21 protein-coding genes are annotated in these 18,193 nt (G+C 71.3%); 5 read left to right on the forward strand and 16 right to left on the reverse strand.

Going from position 1 to position 18,193, the window contains the following annotated elements; translation table 11 throughout:
• Positions 1 to 83: 83 nt before the first annotated feature.
• The 11 genes from SALPAC3_RS0111660 to SALPAC3_RS0111710 all read right to left on the reverse strand — a co-directional run bounded on the left by SALPAC3_RS0111660 (position 84) and on the right by SALPAC3_RS0111710 (position 9,995).
• On the reverse strand, positions 84 to 575 hold the full coding sequence (locus SALPAC3_RS0111660) for a MaoC family dehydratase (RefSeq protein ID WP_018221412.1): 492 nt from the start codon (positions 573 to 575) through the stop codon (positions 84 to 86).
• Positions 576 to 625: 50 nt separating this feature from the next.
• Positions 626 to 1,978, reverse strand: coding sequence for a hypothetical protein (locus SALPAC3_RS0111665; RefSeq protein ID WP_018221413.1), 1,353 nt, complete (start codon positions 1,976 to 1,978; stop codon positions 626 to 628).
• Complete coding sequence (locus SALPAC3_RS0111670) at positions 1,965 to 2,948, reverse strand: ornithine cyclodeaminase family protein (RefSeq protein WP_018221414.1); 984 nt, start codon at positions 2,946 to 2,948, stop codon at positions 1,965 to 1,967. Before SALPAC3_RS0111670 ends, SALPAC3_RS0111665 begins: the two co-directional genes overlap by 14 nt.
• Positions 2,945 to 3,805 (reverse strand): HpcH/HpaI aldolase/citrate lyase family protein, encoded by an 861-nt coding sequence (locus SALPAC3_RS0111675; RefSeq protein ID WP_018221415.1) that lies wholly within the window; start codon positions 3,803 to 3,805, stop codon positions 2,945 to 2,947. Before SALPAC3_RS0111675 ends, SALPAC3_RS0111670 begins: the two co-directional genes overlap by 4 nt.
• Complete coding sequence (locus SALPAC3_RS0111680; protein ID WP_018221416.1) at positions 3,802 to 5,055, reverse strand: 8-amino-7-oxononanoate synthase family protein; 1,254 nt, start codon at positions 5,053 to 5,055, stop codon at positions 3,802 to 3,804. Before SALPAC3_RS0111680 ends, SALPAC3_RS0111675 begins: the two co-directional genes overlap by 4 nt.
• A complete protein-coding gene (locus SALPAC3_RS0111685) occupies positions 5,052 to 5,858 on the reverse strand; it encodes a cupin-like domain-containing protein (protein ID WP_018811810.1) in 807 nt (268 codons plus the stop codon). Before SALPAC3_RS0111685 ends, SALPAC3_RS0111680 begins: the two co-directional genes overlap by 4 nt.
• A 166-nt stretch (positions 5,859 to 6,024) precedes the next feature.
• Positions 6,025 to 6,660, reverse strand: coding sequence for a hypothetical protein (locus SALPAC3_RS0111690; RefSeq protein WP_018221418.1), 636 nt, complete (start codon positions 6,658 to 6,660; stop codon positions 6,025 to 6,027).
• On the reverse strand, positions 6,657 to 7,928 hold the full coding sequence (locus SALPAC3_RS0111695; RefSeq protein WP_026185479.1) for a hypothetical protein: 1,272 nt from the start codon (positions 7,926 to 7,928) through the stop codon (positions 6,657 to 6,659). The genes SALPAC3_RS0111690 and SALPAC3_RS0111695 overlap by 4 nt, the downstream gene beginning before the upstream one ends.
• Positions 7,925 to 8,680 (reverse strand): ABC transporter ATP-binding protein, encoded by a 756-nt coding sequence (locus SALPAC3_RS0111700; protein WP_026185480.1) that lies wholly within the window; start codon positions 8,678 to 8,680, stop codon positions 7,925 to 7,927. The genes SALPAC3_RS0111695 and SALPAC3_RS0111700 overlap by 4 nt, the downstream gene beginning before the upstream one ends.
• Positions 8,677 to 9,462, reverse strand: coding sequence for a zf-HC2 domain-containing protein (locus SALPAC3_RS0111705; protein ID WP_018221421.1), 786 nt, complete (start codon positions 9,460 to 9,462; stop codon positions 8,677 to 8,679). The genes SALPAC3_RS0111700 and SALPAC3_RS0111705 overlap by 4 nt, the downstream gene beginning before the upstream one ends.
• Complete coding sequence (locus SALPAC3_RS0111710) at positions 9,459 to 9,995, reverse strand: RNA polymerase sigma factor (protein ID WP_018221422.1); 537 nt, start codon at positions 9,993 to 9,995, stop codon at positions 9,459 to 9,461. The genes SALPAC3_RS0111705 and SALPAC3_RS0111710 overlap by 4 nt, the downstream gene beginning before the upstream one ends.
• Positions 9,996 to 10,110: 115 nt before the next feature.
• Here SALPAC3_RS0111710 and SALPAC3_RS0111715 point away from each other — a divergent pair, with 115 nt between their 5' ends.
• A complete protein-coding gene (locus tag SALPAC3_RS0111715; RefSeq protein ID WP_018221423.1) occupies positions 10,111 to 10,812 on the forward strand; it encodes a spermine/spermidine synthase domain-containing protein in 702 nt (233 codons plus the stop codon).
• Positions 10,813 to 10,855: 43 nt separating this feature from the next.
• Positions 10,856 to 11,041 (forward strand): hypothetical protein, encoded by a 186-nt coding sequence (locus SALPAC3_RS0111720; RefSeq protein WP_018221424.1) that lies wholly within the window; start codon positions 10,856 to 10,858, stop codon positions 11,039 to 11,041.
• Between the two features lie 44 nt (positions 11,042 to 11,085).
• Here SALPAC3_RS0111720 and SALPAC3_RS0111725 read toward each other — a convergent pair whose 3' ends face one another.
• Positions 11,086 to 11,883, reverse strand: a complete 798-nt coding sequence (locus SALPAC3_RS0111725) for a class I SAM-dependent methyltransferase (RefSeq protein WP_018221425.1) — start codon at positions 11,881 to 11,883, stop codon at positions 11,086 to 11,088.
• A gap of 161 nt (positions 11,884 to 12,044) precedes the next feature.
• Here SALPAC3_RS0111725 and SALPAC3_RS0111730 point away from each other — a divergent pair, with 161 nt between their 5' ends.
• A complete protein-coding gene (locus SALPAC3_RS0111730) occupies positions 12,045 to 13,088 on the forward strand; it encodes a sodium:calcium antiporter (RefSeq protein WP_018221426.1) in 1,044 nt (347 codons plus the stop codon).
• A gap of 54 nt (positions 13,089 to 13,142) precedes the next feature.
• Here SALPAC3_RS0111730 and SALPAC3_RS29070 read toward each other — a convergent pair whose 3' ends face one another.
• The 4 genes from SALPAC3_RS29070 to SALPAC3_RS0111750 form a co-directional block, all read right to left on the reverse strand.
• On the reverse strand, positions 13,143 to 13,268 hold the full coding sequence (locus SALPAC3_RS29070; RefSeq protein WP_018221427.1) for a hypothetical protein: 126 nt from the start codon (positions 13,266 to 13,268) through the stop codon (positions 13,143 to 13,145).
• A gap of 240 nt (positions 13,269 to 13,508) precedes the next feature.
• Positions 13,509 to 15,812, reverse strand: coding sequence for a heavy metal translocating P-type ATPase (locus SALPAC3_RS0111740; RefSeq protein WP_018221428.1), 2,304 nt, complete (start codon positions 15,810 to 15,812; stop codon positions 13,509 to 13,511).
• An 8-nt stretch (positions 15,813 to 15,820) separates the two neighbouring features.
• Positions 15,821 to 16,048, reverse strand: a complete 228-nt coding sequence (locus tag SALPAC3_RS0111745; RefSeq protein ID WP_018221429.1) for a hypothetical protein — start codon at positions 16,046 to 16,048, stop codon at positions 15,821 to 15,823.
• A gap of 23 nt (positions 16,049 to 16,071) precedes the next feature.
• Positions 16,072 to 16,281 carry a heavy-metal-associated domain-containing protein gene (locus SALPAC3_RS0111750; RefSeq protein ID WP_018221430.1) on the reverse strand — a complete coding sequence of 70 codons (210 nt, stop codon included), beginning with the start codon at positions 16,279 to 16,281 and terminating at the stop codon, positions 16,072 to 16,074.
• Positions 16,282 to 16,384: 103 nt separating this feature from the next.
• Between SALPAC3_RS0111750 and SALPAC3_RS0111755 the strand changes: the two genes are divergently transcribed.
• Both SALPAC3_RS0111755 and SALPAC3_RS0111760 read left to right on the forward strand, forming a co-directional pair.
• Entirely contained in the window at positions 16,385 to 16,687 is a 303-nt protein-coding gene (locus SALPAC3_RS0111755) for a metal-sensitive transcriptional regulator (protein WP_018218277.1), read from the forward strand.
• A 42-nt stretch (positions 16,688 to 16,729) separates the two neighbouring features.
• On the forward strand, positions 16,730 to 18,076 hold the full coding sequence (locus SALPAC3_RS0111760) for a YibE/F family protein (protein ID WP_018221431.1): 1,347 nt from the start codon (positions 16,730 to 16,732) through the stop codon (positions 18,074 to 18,076).
• Positions 18,077 to 18,193 lie beyond the last annotated feature (117 nt).

Genomic DNA, 18,193 nt, shown 5'->3' on the forward strand with positions numbered 1-18,193 from the left:
CACCCGGTAAGTGGTCGATGGGCTATGGCACCTTTCCAGGTGCCATCGCCCGGCGGTGGTTAGCCGGCCTCCCGGCACCGGACTCAGCCAGCCTCCCGGCAGCGGACCAGGAAGGATCGCTCAAAGACGATCACCGGCTCTCCGGTCGCTTTCGTACCCGTTGTCTCCACCGTCACGATCCCGTTGCCGGGACGGGACCGGGACAGCCGCTTCTGCAGGATTCGACTCGTCGCGTAGAGGGTGTCCCCGACGAAGACGGGCTCCTTGAGGCGCACCTTGTCCCAGCCCAGATTGGCGACAGCACGCGCGGAGAGCGCCTGCACGGTCATCCCGCCGATCAGGCAGAGGGTGATGCCGCTGTTGACCAGTACCCGGCCGTACTCGGCGCCGGCGGCGTAGTGCTGATCGAAGTGCAGTGGATGCTGGTTCATCGTCAACAGCGTCAGCCAGGTGTTGTCGGCCTCGGAGAGGGTGCGCCCCGGCCAGTGCCGGATCACCATCCCGGGTTCGAAGTCCTCGTAGTCCCCACCGTGCTCTTCGACGTACTCGTGGTCGTTGACTCGGCGTAGCGTCATCTGCTGTCTCCGACGTTTCGGGTGGATAGGGTCATTGGCCGCCGGGATGGTCAGAGCGCCACCATGGCGTTGTCCGCACCGGTGGCAGATCCCCGGGCGTTGACGATTCCGGCCGCGCCATCGGTGCGGTAGCGGCACCACAGCCCCGCCGGCCGACCGCCGAACAGCAGCGGCCCCAGCACCGGGGCGACCTCGGCGTCGTGGGGTTCGTCGGCGCCGTCTGCCAGTAACGCCACCCGGCAGGTCTGGGGCGGGACGAACTCCTGCACGATGCTGGTGCCGTCGGCCCCGGCCGCCACCGCGGCCTCCCACTCCACGGCATCCACCTCTGGTCCGATCACCACCTGCTTGCCGCAGTCCCCCAGCGCCTCCTTGAGCACCAGCCGCTCGCGGTTGCGCAACACGTACGGCAGCAGGTCAACCTGCTCGCCCGCGCGTTCGGTCCGTCGCTCGGAGAGCACCCGGGTCCAGGGCAGGTACCGGTTGACCAGAGACCGCTCGGTCGCGGTCATCCAGGGCCGCCCCTCCGAGAGCAGGCCCATGGTCAGCTTGCTGTGCAGGAAGGTGGCGGTCTGGGTACCCACCAGCAGGGTGCCGTGGTCCAGGGCCTCCTGCACCTCGACCGTGGGGACGCCGGCGTCTTTCCAGTCCGGGATGGTGAAGTTGCGCAGCCCGATCGGATAGCGCAGCTCCGGCGGGCAGTCCCACGCCTCGTGCAGCTCCTTCGGCTCGAAGAACCGGGTGGGCAGCCCCCGGCTGCGGTGATACTCGGCCTCAACCTCGAAGTAGTAGCTGTCGACTCCCGTGACCTGGGCGCTTCCGACGATGGCCACCCGGGGCGCCACCCCCAGCTCCGCGCTGAGCGCGCGGAACATCTCGGCGCGCACGGCGAACGGGTCCGGCGAGTGGTACGGCAGGCGGCCGTCGGCGTCGGCGTAGAGCCCACCCCACACGTCCAGGCGGCGCTGCGTCTCCACCGCACCGCCGAGCGCGCCACTGACGTTGAACTCCACAAATCGCAGCCCATCCGGGCCGATCACCGCGTCCGGCCGGGCCACCCAGTCCGCGTACCGCTCTTCGAGAAGGGGGTCACGCAGCCAGAGCTGGTCCTCGCTGGCCGGCATCTGGTAGACCGCCAGCCGCTCCCGAACGGTGGGCGCGGTCTCCAGGGCGGTCCGGCGCAGCAGCCCCACCAGGACACCGGCCACCCGGAACAGCTCCGCGTACGAGGCCCGGGGGATGGTCATCGGTGCGGCCGGCAACACCGGCTGATACGGCCAGCCGGTGTCCTGCAGCACGCGGCGCAGCCGGTGCCGGAGCGTCTCCGCCGGCGCGGCCGGCGCCAGCCGGTGATCGCCGAACCACGGGTGTCCCGTCGCGGCGACCGGTTCAACCCCGCGCATCAGACTCCCCCACCGCGTCGCACGGCGCCACCGCATCGTGGAGCGCCACCGCCGCGGCGGTGTCCTCGATGGCCATACCCACGGTACGCAGCACCGAGTTTCGGCCCCCGAACTCGACCTCGCCGTCGACGAGGCGTCCCAGCTCGCGCAGGTCATCGGCGGCGAGCAGGCCAGCGGCGAGGGCGGCCCGAACCTCGCCGGCGCCGTCCACCGCGGCGGCCTGGTCCTCGACCACGATCACCGCGTCTCCCAGCAGAGCCGGGTCCACCTCGATCGCGTCCGGGTGGGTACCGCCGACCACGTTCAGGTGCGCCCCGCGCGCCACCCAGTCCGCCGCCACCACCGGCGTGCTGTCGCTGGTGGAGGTGGCCGTGCAGATGATCGGCGCGTCCGCGACGGCGGTCTTCGCGCTGTCGCAGACCGTCACCCGGATCGACGTCGTCGCCCGCACCTCCTCGGCGAGCCTCTCCGCGCCGGCCCGGGTTCGCGAGAAGATCCGCAGGGTCTTGATCGGACGTACCGCAGCCACCGCCCGGATGAGGGCGCGGGCCTGTACCCCGGCGCCGATGACGGCGAGGTCGTCGGCGGTGGCCGCGGTGCAGAAACGGGTGGCCAGGGCCGCCACCGCCCCGGTCCGTACGGCGGTCAGCTCGGCGCCGTCCAGCAGCGCGGTGATCCGTCCGGTCTCCAGGTCGGTGAGGGCGACGATCCCGTGGATCAGCGGCAGCCCACGCCCGGGGTTGTCCGGGGTCAGGGTGGTGACCTTGACACTGCCGACCCCACGCCGTTCCCAGACCGCCGGACTGACCAACAGCACCCGCTGTTCGCCGTGCTCCAGCACCGTACGGGCCGGGGAGCGGGTCCGACCGGTGGCCAGGTCCACGAACATCTCGCCGAGTACGTCGATCACCTGGGTCATCCGGCGTGCGCCGGCCATGTCGGCGGCGGTGACCATCACCGTCGCTGTCATCTGGCACCGCCGAATCGGGCTTCCCAGGCGTCCTGACGCGCCACGGTGGCGTGGGCCATCCGAGCGAACGGTGGGCCCACCATGCTGCCGTCCAGCACGGCGATGCCACCGTTGGCGCTGCCGACCGCCGAGACCACCCGGCGGGCCAGCCGCAGGTCGTTGTCCTGCGGGCGCAGGGCCTGGTTGATGGTGGCCAGTTCGCTGGGGTGCACCGTCGCCTTGCCGTGGAAACCGAGGGCCCGCACCCGCACCGTCTCCTCCGCCAGCACGGCCGGCTCGGAGAGCCGGAAGTTGGCGGTGTCGACGCAGGCCGTGCCGTGCCGCGCGCAGGCCATCGCCATCGCCTGCCGGGCGGCGAGCATCGCCGCCCAGGTGATCTCCACGTTGAGCGTGGCGGCCAGGTCGGCCGAGCCCAGCACGAGCCCGTCGGCTGCCTCGGCGATCGCGTCGATCTCGGTGACCGCCTCGACGGTCTCCACCGTCACGTAGATCTCCGGCTGGGCGCCGGCCGAGGCCAGGATCCGTCGCAGCAGGGTGACCTCGGCCGCGGAGGTAACCATGGTCATCACCACGATTCCGGGCCGCACCGAGCTCTCCGCGAGCAGCAGCAGGTCGTGCACGGCCTCGACGCTGCCCAGCTCGTTGATGCGAACGGCGACGTTGGCCGGCCGGGGGGCCTTGTCCAACGCGTCCCGGCAGATCATCCGCGCGGCCGGCTTCTCCGCCGGCGGGACGGAGTCCTCCAGGTCGATCAGGTGCACGTCCGCGTCGTACGACCAGGCGTTCACGACCCGGTCCAGGGACAGCGCCGGGGTGTAGAGGATGCTGCGCGGGAGGGCGCGTACGGCGGCGCTCACCGGAGGACCGGTCCGTCGAGCGGGGCGGCGGGGCGCGCCCCGGCCTGCGCCAGGACCGCGCAGAGCCGCCGGATCTGCTCCTCGGTCTGACCGGCGCGCAGCATCACCCGCAGGCCAGCGGTGCCCCGGGCAACGATCGGGAAGAACACCGGCGAGGTGTAGAAGCCGGCGGCGAAGACCTGCTGGGCGGCGGCAACGACCGTGTCGTCGCTCATCGGCACCAACCGGATCGGGTACGACTCGCCGGACTGCTCGGTGTCGAGCAGCGAGTCGAACAACGCGATGTTGGCACGGAGCCGCCCCTGGAGTTGGTCCAGCTCCTCGGTGCGGTGAATCTCCGCGGAGGCGAGCGCGGCGCCGACGGCGGCGGCGTTCATCTTCTGCGAGTAGCCCAGCGGGCCGGCGAATCGTTCGACGAGCCGACGCGTCTCGTGCGGGTAGCCGTCGAGCAGGACCGCCGTACCACCCGCACCGAAGCCCTTGCTCAGCGTGGCGACGGTGATGGTGCGCTGGTCGAGGAGGGGCGCGTGGGTCCGTACGTAGCCGATGCCCCGCTGCCCGTACGCCGACAGCGAGTGCGAATCGTCGTAGAAGACCAGCATGTTGTACTTGTCCTGCAGGTCGGCGAGTTCCTTGACCGGGGCGTAGCCGCCGAGGCTGTCGGCGCCGTCGACGACGTAGCAGACCCGCTCGTAGGTGCGGCACATGTCTTCGAGGTAGTCGAGGTCGTGGTGCTTACAGGTGACCACCTCGGACTCGTCGGCGCAGCTCGGCTTGGCGTTGGCCAGCGACACGTGGGCGTTCTTGTCAAAGACCATCAGCGGCCGGGTGCCGTTGCCGAGGTGACCGGAGGCGATCAGCGGCAGCAGGCCGGTGCTCGCCGCCGCGGTGGAGACCGCGCTGATCACCATCGCGCCGAAGAGTTCGCCGAGGGACTCCTCCAACTCTAGCAGCACCGGCGTCTGCACCCGGGTGCGCGGAATGCAGTGGTCCAGCACGTTGAACCGGCGTAGCGCCGCGACCGCGCCGTCGATGACCTTCGGGTGGGTGTCCAGGTCCAGATAGGAGCATACGGTGAAGTTCACGAACTGGTGGCCGTCGGCCATGGTGAACACCCCGTCGGCGAGGTCACCGACGATGCCGGCCACCCCGTTCGCCTCGGACATGTTCCAGAAGGTGTTGCCGATGCCGATGAGTTTGTCGTTGTTGCGGTAGCGGTGCGTGGGGGTGATGGTCTTGCGGTCGCTCACGAGTTCACCTCGGTGGGCTGGTAGCTGTAGACGCCCTTGAATCGCCGGTAGGCGTACGTGTAGAGGGCGACGCCCAGCACATGTGGCCGGCGCAGAATCTTCTTCGACTTCAACCAGAAGTTGACATTGATGTTGAGGGGATCGAGGGATTCGGCCTGGTGCCACCAGCCGAGCGGCAGGTAGAGCATGTGGCCGGGTTCGAGGACGAAGTCGCGGCGCTGGGCGAGCTTCGGTGCCACTCTCGGATAGCGCCCCAGGTCGACGTTGTCGAGGTCGAACACGTGGGACTTGTCCCCGAAGCCGCGCAGCACCGACCGGGGGTAGTAGTCGCGGGACCCGGGCGGCGCGATGATGAACCGCTTGCGGCCCTCCAGCGCGATGTTGAAGTTCTCGAACTCGTCGAAGTGGTTCTTGGTGAAGACACCGCGGTGGCTGATCCAGAGGTTGGCCGCGTACAACGAGCTGCCGTAGCCGAAGAATCCCTCGGCGTCGAAGCCGATCACGGCGTTGACGTCGGCCGGGCTGTTCCGGATGTTCGACACCACCCGGTGCCAGGTGTCGGACTCGGTCAGGTGGCGCTCGTCGGCGAAGAAGTCCCGCAGGGTGATGTCCCGGGTCTCCCAGCGCCCGGGATGGTGCTTGTCGCCCGGTTCGGTGAAGAGGGTGACGGTCATGTCGGCCAGCCGGGCCGCCACCCCCTCGCGCCCGAGCCCGCGCACGCTCTCCGGCAGTGAGATCACCGTCGGCACGTCGGCCCTGAAGAGGCCGCCGGGGCCGAGCGCCTGAAACTCCTCGAACGTCATGCGGGCGACTGGTACGCCAGCCTCCTGCGGAACCGTCACGATCCGTCCTCCGTCTTTCTACCACCGGGAGCTCCAACGGACCTGCCGCAGGAGCATCCCAAAGCGACGCAATCAGGACACCGTACCGGCCAATGTGTACCTTGTGAACGTTTGTGATCAGTCCACTTCAGATAGTAACCGGCCGGGACGGGAGGCGGTGACCGACGGCAGAACCACGGTACGCGTAGCCGGCGAGGCCGAGCGCGAGCACTCCGCCGGCGGCCAACCACGAGGCGGCAGCGGTGGCGGGCTGAACCGGCCAGGCCCACAGCGCCACGAACACGCCGGCGTCCCGGGGCGCGGCGAGGTAGACCACGCACCCGTAGCCGAAGGCCGGCAGCCAGGCCAGCCGCGCGCCCAGCAGCGCCGTGGCGCCGGCGACCAGACCGATCCAGCCGAGCGTGTTCCGGGCCAGCGCATGGGCGCCGAACGTCTCGGGGGCGCGCAGCCCCGTCAGGGCGAGCGCCGTTGCCACGGCGAGCACGGCGAGGAGAACATGTCCGGCCCGCCAGGCCGGCCAGCGCAGCGGAGTGCCGCGTTCGAGTTCCTCGTCGGCTCCGGCCAGGGTCGGCCCGAGCAACACCGCGGCCAGCAGCGGGGCGAGCACGACCACGGGGAGGCGGGCGGCCGGCCCACCGAGGTGGGGCTGAGCGGCGAGCCAGGTTCCGCCGGCCCACGCCAGCAGCGCGATCGCGCTGGCCCCAGCCGTGAAGGCCGACGCCCCCCGGGCACGCAGATGCAGCCGGAGCAGCCGGCCGGTCACGGCTGCTCCGCCAGGCGGACCAGGGCCGGGACGTCGCAGCGACCGACGGCGTCGAGGTAGTCGGCGAACCAGGCGCGCTGCGCTGACGGCGGCAACTCGCGGAGCCCGGCCGACGCCCCCTTTGCCCAGAACCCCGACCCATCGAGCAGCCAGTCGGTGGCCATGTTGTCGGCCTGGTGAATCCGCTGATCGAATTCGTCACCTTGTAACCAGTACGCACACCCCCACCCAGTTTCCTGGCGAAAGGCCGTACGCAGATCTTCGGCGTTGGCCAGGCCGCCGAGTGCGGTGGCCTGGAAGTCCAGGTAGAGCCAGACCGTGTCGGCATCCTCCGCGACGGAAGCACCGGCCGGCCGGACGGTATGATCAACCGCCCGCCGGGGCGCTCCGGGTATCCCGTCGAGCCGGGCCAGGATCGGCTGCGCCACCGCCGCGACCTCTCCGAGCAGAAAGGCGTTGACCCGGGTCAGACAGACCTCTGGGCCGCTGCTCGTGCAGACCAGCTCCACCGCGGCCGGATCGGCCGGCGCGCGATTCCAGCTCGGCCCGGTGCTGATCGGGACCGCGGCGGCGACGGCGACCCCACCGGCCAGCAGCGCCACGCGCCACCGACGTACGGCGACGGCGAGCAGCAGGACGGTCAGTGCCACCAGCCAGGTGGCCTGCCACTCGATGACCCACTCCGGCACCAGCGAGTACATCCGCCTACCGTCGTAGGCCGGGGAGAGCCGCGCGGGGGCCGCGTTCCAGTAGGTCAGGATTGCCAGGCCCAGGTAGGTGGCCAGGCCGGCGATCGGCGCCGCCACCCGCAGCGGAACCCGCCGGCCGACGAGGACACCACCCGCGCTGGCAGCGGCCAGGGCGAGGACCCCGACGGCCGCCCGCTGCCACCAGTCCCCACCGGCGTAGGTCGCGACCCGCGCGACCAGCACCGCCGCCCCGCCGAACGCGACCGCTGTCCCGGCTACCCCGGCCAGGGTCACGGCGAGCCAGGCCGCCACCAGCGAATGCCACCCCGGGCGTGGGGTGGCGGCGATCAGCTCGCCGATGTCGCGTCGCCGTTCCCGGCCGGCTTGCCACGCCCCGGCGCAGACCATGAGGGGGCAGAGGACCAGCAGTGACACCCGCAGGTAGTCGGCGAGGCCGACCCAGCGGCCACCCCAGTCGTCCGGGTGCGCCGCCAGCACCCACACCCCGGCCCCGAACATCGCCAGCGCCGCGTAGGGGGCGGTGCCACGGCGTAGCTCCACCCACAGCGCGCGCCTCACCGCGACACCTGCCGCGCGCCGCGCAACACCGCCGTGTAGCCCCGCTCGATCGGGGAGTCACCGCTGTCGCCGTCCCCGCCGGCCGCGATCAGCCCCTCCGGGTGGCCGGCGAAGACCAGCCGCCCATCGTCGACCAGGCTGACCCGGGCGCACGCCGCCGCGACATCCTCGACCAGGTGCGTGCTGACCAGCACCACGGCGTCGCGGCCCAACTCCCGCAGCAGCGTCCGGAACTCCACCCGCTGCTCCGGGTCCAGCCCGGCCGTCGGCTCATCCAAGAGCAGCACCCGAGGGTCGTTCACGATGGCCTGGGCGATGCCGGCGCGCCGCAGCATTCCGCCGGAGAGGTGCTTCATCCGGTCATCCGCCCGGTCGCGCAGGCCGACCCGCTCGATGGCCCGGTCCACCGCGAGCGGTATCCGCGCCGCCGGCATCTCCCGCAGCCAGGCGAAGTACTCGACGAACTCCCGGACGGTGAAGCGCGGGTAGAAACCAAACGCCTGGGGTAGGTAGCCCAACCGGCGACGGGCCTGGCGCAGCCCCACCCGGTCGTCAGTGCGGTGCCCCAGCAGCCGGACCTCCCCCCGATCCGGGCGCAGCACCGTGGCCAGCACCCGCATCAGGGTCGTCTTGCCGGCACCGTTCGGGCCGAGCAGCCCATGCACGCCCACGCCCAGCTCGATGGCCAGGTCGTCGAGGACGGCCCGGTTGCCGTAGCTGACCCGCAGACCCGCCACGCTAACTGTCGTCATCCCGCCTGTCTCCCCACTCGGTCCCGGCGCGCGTACAGCACGACAACGGCCACCCCGGTGACGGCCAGCCACACCGGGGCACTCGCGGCGACGACGGCCAACCCACCAACCGGCGGTGCCAGCACCACCACCGCCCACACCCCCGCCACCACCGCCGCGGCGTACGTCGGCTCGATTAGCGAGCCGAGCGCCAGCGTGCCGGCGGTCAACGCGGCGCCCGGCAGCGTCCACATCAGGGGAGTGCTGATACCGGTCACCACCGCGGCCAGCACCGCGACCGGCGTGGCCACGGTGAGCACCGCCAGCGTGCGCCACAGCACGATTCGCAGGCCCCCCTGCGGTGTTCCGGCCACCACCTCGTGCAGCGGGTCGGTGCGCGGCCCGTACGACAGGGCCGTACCGACCACCGGCAGCGCCGGGGCGATCAGCAGCAGCACCCACGGTGGCAGCGACCGCGGGCTGACCGCCAAGCCCAGGATGAGCAGCCCGGTGACGAGCACGGAGAGCAGCCACGCGGCCCGTACCGCCGGCGCTGCACCCACCAACACCCGCACCCGGCGCCACCCGGTCCCGGGTCGTAGCCGCCCCGGCGTCGACAACAGACCGTCCAGCGCCAGCGCGACGCTCGCGACCACCCGCTGCACCGCCTCGCTCGGCGGAAGGCTCGCCCGGCAGGCGTCGCAGCTGTCGAGATGCGCCTCCACCGACTCGGCGTCCCCGTCGGTCAGCTGCTCCTCGGCGTACGCCGCCAGCACCTGCGCACTCACGTGCTCCCCGGTCATGACAGGGCCGCCCGTAGCTGCTGCCGGGCACGCATCGCCCGGGACTTCACGGTGCCTTCCGGCACCCCCAGCAACGTCGCCGTCTCCCGAACGGTCCGGCCGTCCAGCACCGTTGCCCGCAGCACCGCCGACAACTCCGGCGGGAGCTGGTGCAGCGCCCGCTCCAACCCGGCGTCGTACGCGTCGGTCAGGGCCTCGTCCTCGGCCGACGGCGACCACATGCGGGTGTCTTCCCCCGGCAAGTGCACCAGCTGTGGACGAACCGAGGCCCGCCGTCGGGCATCGATCAGCCTGCCGCTGGCGATCGACCACAGCCAGCCCACCGCGGTCCCGTCCCCCCGGTAGCTGGCCGCGGCCCGCCACACCGTCAGGAACGTCTCCTGCAGCAGTTCTCGCGCCAGCTCCGGGTCTCGGCACCGTCGCCGGAGCCGGAGCAGCAGCCAAGGTGCGTTCCGCGCGTACAGCAGCTCGAACGCCCCGCGGTCCCCCGTACCGACGAGGCGCAACAGCTCCCCATCGTCTGCGTCCACCATGAAAGGTTAGGACGCAGAACTCCCCGGGGCGGTTCGCTGACCGGCGCCTATAGTGATGCGACGCGTTGGCCCGCCTGGCCCGTCCCGTCTTTCACGTCCCGCGGGGGTACTTATCGTGAACGATTTCCGGCAGCCACCAATCACCCTGGACCGGGTGACGACCAGCCGGGGTGAGCTGGTGCTCCGCGAGACGAACGGCCGCTACGAGGTCATCAGCAACGGCGTCTTCCTGATGGACACCGCAGACGGCCGGTCCGAGCGGCTGCTGGTTGACGCGGCGATGAGCAGATGCACGGCATCGGCGCCCCGGCTGCTCATCGGCGGGCTCGGCGTCGGGTTCTCGCTGCTGCGCGCGATCGAGCACGCGCGGCTGGCCGCCGTTGACGTGGTCGAGATCGAGGCCACCGTGATCGGCTGGCACGCCCACCACCTGCGCCACCTCACCGGCGTAGCGCAGACCGACCCCCGGGTACGGATCATCGAGGCGGACATCCTCGCCTGGCTGGCCAACACCGACGATCAGTACGACGCCATCTGCCTGGACACCGACAACGGCCCGAACTGGCTGGTCTTCGAGGCCAACGCCGAGTTGTACGCCCAGCGCGGGCTGGAACTGGTGGCCGGCCGGCTCCGACCGGGGGGTGTCCTGGCGATCTGGAGCGCCAGCCGGGACGACGCCTTCGAGCAGCGGCTCCGGGAACGCTTCGGTGACCTGGAGCTGCTGGAGACGCCGACCGACTCGGGCGCACCGGACGTCGTCTACCTGGTCCGGGCTTCGACGGTGGCGCGGGGAGAGCTACCGGAGTCGCCGGCATGAGCGAGGTGCGGTCACGACCGAACACGCCCGGCCGGCCCACCCGGTGGCGGCGGTCCGGGCGGGCGCGACCCACGTCATCATTGGCCGGTCGTTGACTCGGGCGGCGGACCCGGCCGCCGTCCTTGCCCACCTCACCGACGAGCGCCTGCGCCAGCGCCGTCTCGGCCCTGGTCAGCTTCGCGTCGCTCGCCGCCGCGTCGGCGAGGGGCCCCAGGTGTTGATTCAGTGAACCGCGCGCAGCCACCCCAGAAGGCCGAGGTCACCTGGTCCGGCTTACCGACTCACGCTCGGCCGCCGGCCAAGATGGATGAGGAACTCGTTCTTCTCGACAAAGGTGTCGGTGTCGCTGTACCGGCCCAGGACATCACGGACCGCGTTGTCGAACTCATGGAGCCGGTCGCCGAAGAGTTCCGGTTCGGCGAACGTGGTGGAGTGCAGGTAGCCGAGGATGCTGTTGGCCGTCCAGGTCCGGTGCACCGGCACGACGGACTCCTCGACCCGATTGAACGGCGAGTCGCGTAGGGCCTGAAGGTCTGGACGGCGCTGCCCATGGAACGTGCCAGCACCCGCCCGACGTTGATCGCCGAGAAATTCCTGGATGACCGCCCGGACCGCCAGTTCCCACTCGTTGTCGGCGACCCAGAAGCTCTTGTCGGCGAAGATCGCGACGGCACCGTCCCGGCTGACCTGTGCATCCAGTTGGTTCAGGATCCGCGCCTGATCGAGCCAGTGGAACGTTCGGCAGATGGTCACCAGGTCGGCCTGCCACCCGGCTGGTGGGGTGAACTCCTCCGCGGTGCTCTCCTGGAGGCGCAGCTGGGCATCGGCGGGTAGCCGCGGGCGGAGTGCGTTCTCGGCCGCGGTGAGCATCTCGGCGTCCGGGTCGATGCCGATGATGTCGTCGAACCGGTCCCGCAGCGCCTCCACCACGAGGCCGGTGCCGGTGCCGATGTCGAGCAGCCGTCGTGGCGAACCGGCGGGGACCGCGGCGTCCAAGACATCGGCCACCGCCGTCGGTATGTCCGGCCGGAACTGTCGATAGAAACCGACAGTTCCATGGAATATACTCATAGTTGCCTCCTTACGGCAAATGACGTAAGAACCATAGGCATTGGGCTGTTCCGGGAGCGGCGAAACGCACCAACCCGCTCCGGCCAGCCCCGCCATGGGGTGCGATACCGGACATTCGTCGCCGCGGGATTCGATCGGGTGGATCGGGGAATCCTCGGCCGGTGCCGGACGTACTGACCAGCCTGCCGTGGCCAACGGGGCCGAGCATCGCCGTCTTCGGGGTGGCGGGGGCCCTCACGGTGCTGGGCAGCATCCGCCTGGTCGCCCTCGGCGACACGCTCGCCGACCGAACCGGCTGGGGTGAGGCGTTCTTCGGCGCGGTCTTCATCGGGCTGGCAACCTCGTTGTCCGGCATCGTGATGACCGCCGTCACCGCGGCGGCGGAGCAGCCGCAGCTCGGCTACAGCAACGCGGTCGGCGGGATCGCCGCCCAAACCACCGCGGTCGCCGTGGCGGACGCCTTCCACCGCCGGGCCAACCTGGAGCACGCCTCGGCGTCGCTGTCGAACGTGCTCTTCGGGGTCCTGCTCATCGTGCTGCTCTCGCTGGTCCTGCTCGGCCGCTACGCACCGGACGTCACCGTGGCCGGTCTGCACCCCGCCTCCCTCGCCATGGTCGCCGCCTACCTCGGCGGCCTGCATCTGGTCCGCCGCTCCGGAGCCAGTCCGCTGTGGCGAGCCGTCGCCACCGCCGAGACCCTGCCGGATATCAGCCAGGAGCACGGCAGCCTCGACCGGACCAGCTCCAGCCGGCTCTGGGTGCGCTTCGTGGCGGTGGGTCTGCTGGTCGCGATGGGAGGCTGGGCGATCGCCCGGGCCGCCGAGAGCCTGGTGCTGGGCACCGGCTTGAGCGCGGGCTTCGTCGGGGCGATCCTGATGGGCGCGGTGAACGCCCTCCCGGAGACGGTTACCGCCGTGGCGGCGGTCCGCCGGGGCGCCCCGACCCTGGCCATCGCCGCCGTCCTCGGCGGCAACAGTCTGGACGCCCTCAACCTGGTGGTCGGCGACGTGGCCTACCGAGGCGGCTCGATCTACCACGCTGCCGGCGACGCCCAACTCTTCGTGACCACCAGCGCGCTGTTCATGACCGCGATCCTGCTCGGCGGCCTGCTGGTGCGGCAGGCGTACGGCTGGGGGCGGCTCGGCTTCGAGGGCATCCTGCTGCTGACCAGCTACGCGGCGATGACCGTCATCCTGGCCACCTGACCGGCGCCAGGGCCGCCGGATCGTCGCCGACGCCGGGGAGCGGAGCGGTGCGGGTCAGCGGCTCGTCGTGACGGGCGGGGGTGGCGTGGCTGGGCTGCCGGCGTCGCGCTGCTCGCCGTGACCGCTCAGTACCAGCACGACCAGCGCCGCCACCGCGGCGGCCCGCCGCGCGATCACCACGCACCTCGACACCTCGACTCACCCCCGTTTCGTGCCCCGCGACATCCCCCAGCTGATGTCAGCGCCGCCCGGACGGCGTTTTCCTGGCAACGAGTGGACTCGACGATGGGACACGTTCCGCCGCACGGCGGGGCGGGCCCGGCGACAACAGCCTCAGCGACACAGCAGTCCCGGCAGAACGCGTACCCGCCCGGCCGCGCCGCAAAACGCGCTGGCCGGGCGGGCTTGGCATGCTCCTCGTTACCGGGGGTGGCCGGAAGGGCGGGGGTGGCCGGAGCTGAGCCCCGCCGGGAGTTGGGGCAGTGGGCGGAAACCCCGCAGCCGGAGACTGTTGGCGACCACGAAGACTGAGGAGAAGGCCATCGCGGCCCCGGCAATCATCGGGTTGAGCAGACCGGCCGCGGCCAGGGGAAGCGCCGCCACGTTGTAGGCGAACGCCCAGAACAGGTTGCCCTTGATGATCGCGAGGGTCCGTCGGGACAACCGGATGGCGTCGGCCGCGGCGGTCAGGTCACCCCGCACCAGGGTCAGGTCGGACGCCTCGATCGCCACATCCGTACCGGTGCCCATCGCCAACCCGAGGTCGGCCTGGGCCAGCGCCGCGGCGTCGTTGACCCCGTCACCGACCATCGCCACCACCCGGCCCTCCCGCTGGAGCCGCTGGACCACCGCCACCTTCTCGGCGGGCAGCACCTCCGCTATCACCTCGTCGATCCCGACCTCCGCCGCGACCGCCCGGGCGACGGTCTCGTTGTCGCCGGTGAGCAACACCGGGTTCAGGCCCAGCTCCCGCAGTTGTCGGAGCGCGAGCGCGCTGGTCGGCCGGACCATGTCGGCGACCGCGAGCAGCCCGCGGGCCCGCCCGTCCCAGGCCACCAGCACCACCGTCGCACCGGCGGCCTGCGCCGTGGCCCCGGCCGTCACCAGTTCCTCCGGTACGTCCAGTCCCCGCTCCCGCAGCAGTCGAAGCCGGCCGACCAGCACGCGGTGGCCCGCCACCACGCCCTCGACGCCCAGCCCTTCGAGGTTGGCGAAGTCGGCTACCGGCGGCAGGGGCCCCGCCTCGGCCGCGCCCGCCGCGACCGCCTGGGCGATCGGGTGCTCCGAGGCGGCCTCCAGGGCGCCGGCGAGCCGGAGCAGCTCGGCCCGTTCCACACCACTGGCCGTGACCACGTCCACCAGGGCCATCCGGCCGGAGGTGACGGTCCCGGTCTTGTCCAGCACGACCGTGTCCACCGTCCGGGTGGACTCCAGCACCTCCGGCCCCTTGATCAGGATGCCGAGCTGCGCGCCCCGGCCGGTGCCGACCAACAGCGCGGTGGGGGTAGCCAGGCCCAGGGCACAGGGGCAAGCGATGATCAAAACAGCTACCGTGGCGGTGAAGGCGGCGGTCGGGCCGGCGCCACTGCCCAGCCACCAACCCAGGGTGGCGGCGGCGAGGACGATCACGACGGGAACGAAGACCCCGGAGATCCGGTCGGCGAGCCGCTGCACGGCCGCCTTGCCGGACTGCGCGGCCTCCACCAGTCGGGCCAGCTGGGCGAGCTGTGTGTCGCTGCCGACCCGGGTGGCCTTCACCACCAGCCGTCCACCGGCGTTGACGGTGGCGCCGATCACAGCGTCACCGGCCTTGACCTCGACCGGTACGGATTCACCGGTGAGCATGCTGGCATCGACCGCCGAGCTCCCCGCCACCACCATCCCGTCGGTGGCGACCTTCTCACCGGGGCGCACCACGAACCGGTCCCCCACCACCAGCTGGTCGATCGGGATACGGGTCTCCACGTCACCGCGCAGCACCGCCACGTCCTTCGCACCCAGCTCCAGCAGGGTACGCAGGGCGGCACCGGCGGTGCGCTTCGCGCGCGCCTCGAAGTACCGACCGGCGAGGATGAAGGTGGTGACGGCGGCCGCCGCCTCCAGGTAGATGTGGCCCGCGCCGCCGCCGGAGACGATGGCGAAGCTGAACGGGTGGGTCATGCCGGGAACGCCAGCCGTGCCGAGGAAGAGCGCCCAGAGCGACCAACCGAACGCGGCGAGGGTGCCCAGCGACACCAACGTGTCCATGGTCGCCGCGGCGTGCCGGAGGTTGACCCAGGCGGCCCGGTGGAACGGCAGACCACCCCAGACCACCACCGGGGCGGCCAGCGTCAACGACAGCCACTGCCAGTAGGTGAACTGCCAGGGCGGCACCATCGCCAGCAGGATCACCGGCACGGTGAGCGCGGCCGAGACCCCGAGCCGGGTGGCGAGCCCACGCAGTTCGTCGGCCGGTTCGGCGGCGGGCGCCGCCGCGGCTGCCGGCGGCGGTACGACGGCGGTGTAGCCGGTCTTCTCGACCGTGGCGATCAGGTCGTCCGGGGTCACCCCGTCGACGTACGCCACCCGGGCCTTCTCGGTGGCGTAGTTCACCGTGGCGGTGACACCGGGCATCCGGTTCAGTTTCTTCTCGATGCGGGCGGCGCAGGAGGCGCAGGTCATCCCGCCGATCGACAGCTCAATCTGGTCGGCGGCCCGCGGCTTCGGGCTGCTCGTGGTGGTCATCGCACTCCCTACCGGTCGGGCCCGTGCTCCGGGGGGTGGGACCCGGTGCCGGGGTCGTCATGCTCGGGGGCTTCGTGCTCGGGGGCGTCACGCTCCGGGTTGGCGGGCCCGGGGTCGTCGTGGTGGGTCTCGACGGCTGGGGTGCCGGGGCCGGTCACCTGACCGACCCCGTACGCCGCGCCGAACACCACCGCGAGACCGAGCAGGAAGGCGGTGAGCTTCGTCGCCGTGTTCATGCGGGCCTCGGTCTCGACGCGGGTCAGGCGTCGACGAGGTCGTAGCCGGCCTCGTCGACCGCGGCGCGTACGGTCTCGACCTCGATCGGGTGCTGGCTGGTGACGGTCAACCGGCCAGCCGCCAGGTCAACCTGGACCTGCTCCACCCCCGGCAGCTCACCCACCTCGGCGCTGACCGTGGCTACACAGTGCCCGCAGGTCATGCCCTGCACCTGGTATGTGGTGGTGACCATGGAAACCTCCCCTTCCGCCAGGCCAATCCCTGGGGCTATACCCCCCAGGGGTAACTGCCAGCGACAGTAACATACCCCCGAGGGGTACGGTATTCTGATCCACATGACCAGACCCGACCCCGCCCCGGTCCGCGGCTACACCGCCAGCAAGGACCAGCTACTCACCCGGCTGCGCCGGGTCGAGGGGCAGGTCCGGGGGATCGAGAAGATGGTCGAGGAGGATCGATACTGCATCGACGTCCTCACCCAGATCTCCGCGATCCAGGCCGCGCTGGACAAGGTGGCGCTCGGGCTGCTCGACGGACACGCCCGACACTGCCTGCGCGAGGGGGCGGCCGAGGGACGAGCCGACGAGATGGCAACTGAGATGATGGCTGCCGTCGGCCGACTGATGAAACGCGGCTGACCGCCCGTCCCGTTACTCGCCCGGTAGTCGTTGGGAGAACAAATGGGCGCCGACCACACCCGAGCCGTTCCGGCCACCCCACCCCGGGTGCGACGGATTCTCGTCGCGACGGTGGTCCCCCTACTCCTCGCCACCCTGGTCACCGCGGTGGCCCTCTGGCCGCGCGACACCCGTACGGCCGAGGCGGGCACCGAGCCACCCCGCTACCACGGCACCGTGACGAAGGTGGTCACCGAGCCCTGTCCCCCCACCCCGGAGTCCACCGATCCCGGGCAGGCCGCCGACGCCGGCCCCTGCGGCGAGGTGTCCGTCCGCGTCGAGCAGGGGCCGGATGTCGGACGTGAGGTCAGCACGCCGATACCCGCCGGACCGGGTGCCCCCGACGTCGCCGTCGACGACGAGATCATCCTGGTCGAGCTGACCGACCCCACCGACCCGACCACGAGCATCTACACCATCGCGGAGCACCAGCGGGGCAAGCCCCTGCTGTGGCTGGTGGCGCTCTTCGCCGCCGCGATCGTGGCGTTCGGCCGCTGGCGCGGACTCGCCGCGCTCGCCGGCCTCGCGGCGAGCTTCGCCGTCCTCCTGACGTTCGTCCTGCCGGGGATCAGCGCCGGCCAGTCGCCGCTACTGGTCGCGGTGGTCGGCGCCGCCCTGATCATGTTTGTGGTCCTGTACCTCACCCACGGCGTGACCGCGCAGACCTCGGTGGCGGTTCTCGGCACCCTGGGCAGCCTGATCCTCACCGGTCTCCTCGGCTCACTCGCCACCGCCGCCACCCGGCTGACCGGGTACGGCAGCGAGGAGGCGATCACGCTGTCGATCTTCCAGACCAACGTCGACCTGCACGGTCTGCTGCTGGCCGGAATCATCATCGGCTCGCTCGGGGTACTGGACGATGTCACCGTGACCCAGGCCGCCACGGTGACCGAGTTGGCGAACGCCAACCCGGGGTTGTCCCGCCGCCAGCTCTACCGCTCCGCCACCCGGGTTGGTCGGGCTCACATCGCCTCCACGGTGAACACCATCGTGCTGGCGTACGCCGGAGCCTCGCTGCCGGTGCTTCTCCTGCTGACCGCCGACTCACGGCCGGTGAGCCAGATCCTGACCAGCGAATTCCTCGCCCAGGAGATCGTCCGCAGTGCCGTGGCCACGCTGGGGTTGATCGCCGCGGTCCCCCTCACCACCGGGCTCGCCGCCATCGTGACCACCGCCGGTCGCACCGCTGGTGGCGAGTCGGGCGGGAGCACCGCATCAGCGCCGGCACCACGACCGCGCACCGCTCGCGTCGAGGTGCTGGAGGCGCTCAGCACCTCCCGCTCCGGCCCAGTCGCCTCGGCTGGCGACCGACGGACCGGCGGGGACCACAACACGGAAGGCCCATGGTAGAGATACGCGTCGTAACGAACGGGACCCACGGGCCGAGCCAACAGGGCTCTAATCACCCAACGTGTCGACGATTTCGTGCGATTAGTCGAGTTTGGGGCGTAGCTCGACCGGATGAGC

Source organism: Salinispora pacifica DSM 45544 (genome assembly GCF_000378845.1).
In the GTDB taxonomy this organism is placed as follows: Bacteria; Actinomycetota; Actinomycetes; order Mycobacteriales; family Micromonosporaceae; genus Micromonospora; species Micromonospora pacifica.